Origin of the sequence: Mesorhizobium sp. M7A.F.Ca.AU.002.02.1.1, assembly GCF_003998535.1 — a bacterium.
GTDB classification, from domain to species: Bacteria; Pseudomonadota; Alphaproteobacteria; order Rhizobiales; family Rhizobiaceae; genus Mesorhizobium; species Mesorhizobium ciceri.
This window is the reverse complement of the sequence record NZ_RZPB01001238.1, coordinates 1-1,125: the sequence shown is the minus strand read 5'-3', so window position 1 is coordinate 1,125 and position 1,125 is coordinate 1. Positions and strand designations below refer to the sequence as shown.

The 1,125-nt window shown below is 62.3% G+C and carries 3 protein-coding genes; all 3 read left to right on the top strand.

Features of this window, described 5'->3' with window-relative positions; genetic code table 11:
• Positions 1-399 (top strand): carbohydrate ABC transporter permease (locus EN879_RS36795; RefSeq protein ID WP_164774885.1); only part of this gene is annotated, 399 nt, incomplete at its 5' end.
• Positions 396-617, top strand: coding sequence for a hypothetical protein (locus EN879_RS36790; RefSeq protein ID WP_013529497.1), 222 nt, complete (start codon positions 396-398; stop codon positions 615-617). The genes EN879_RS36795 and EN879_RS36790, both read left to right, overlap by 4 nt.
• Positions 614-1,125: ABC transporter ATP-binding protein (locus EN879_RS36785; protein ID WP_164774884.1), on the top strand; the 512-nt coding region annotated here is incomplete at its 3' end. The genes EN879_RS36790 and EN879_RS36785, both read left to right, overlap by 4 nt.

The window sequence follows — 1,125 nt, the reverse complement described above, 5'->3', positions numbered from 1 at the left end:
CTCTACACCGCCTTCAACCTGTCCTTCTCCGTGTGGCTGATGAAGGGTTTCATGGACGAGATTCCGAAGGAATATGAGGAGGCCGCGCTTGTCGACGGCTACACGCGCATGGAGGCGTTCTTCAAGATCGTGCTGCCGGAGGCCGCCACGGGCATCGCCGCCACCGCCGTGTTCTGTTTCATCACCGCATGGAACGAATACGCCTTTGCGCTGATCATGACCAACCGCCGCGCCCAGACCGCGCCTCCCTTCATCCCGAGCCAGGTCGGTTCGGGCCTGCCGGACTGGACGGTGATCGCCTCCGGAACCTTCCTGTTCCTGCTGCCGGTCGCCATCTTCACCTTCCTGCTTCGCAATCATCTGCTGCGCGGCATGTCCTTCGGAGCGATCCGCAAATGAGTTTTCGCGCCTTCAACCAGAAATACCTTGAACCTGGGTCGCAGATATTGATGGTGCTCGGCATCGTCGCGCTCTGCCAGCCCTGGAACATGCTGCTGCACAGCTATGGCCTGACCATCATCCTGATCGGGCTCGTCGGCTTCAACGTAACCTCCAAGATCGCGCCCGAGGAGAAGGCCGGCACCGGCCAGGTGCGCAATCCGGGAGCACAGCATTGACCCAGATCGAGCTTCGCGGCGTCCAGAAATTCTTCGGCGCCGTCCAGGTCATCAAGGACCTGAACCTCAAGATCGCCGACAACGAGTTCATCGTGCTGCTCGGCCAATCGGGCTGCGGCAAGACGACGACGCTGCGCGCCATCGCCGGGCTGGAAACCATCGACGAGGGCGACATCTTCATCGACGGCAAGCCGGTGCAGCATTTGAAGGCCGCCGATCGCGACATCGCCATGGTGTTCCAGTCGTTCTCGCTCTATCCGCATATGAGCGTCTACGAGAACATCGCCTTCCCCTTGCGTGCCACGCGCAAGCGCAAGACGGAGATCGACAGCGAGGTGCGCTCCGTCGCCAAGACGCTGCAGATCACCGACCTGCTGGACAAGAAGCGGTCGGCGCTCTCGGGTGGCGACATGCAGCGCGTCGCCATTGGCCGCGCTCTGGTGCGGCGGCCGAAAGCCATGCTGATGGATGAGCCGATCGGCGCGCTCGACGCCAAGCTGCGCGAGGA

What these genes read in the sequence shown, in the direction of transcription:
- EN879_RS36790 (WP_013529497.1), top strand. Translation starts at nt 396, where the DNA reads ATGAGTTTTCGCGCCTTCAACCAGAAATACCTTGAACCTGGGTCGCAG.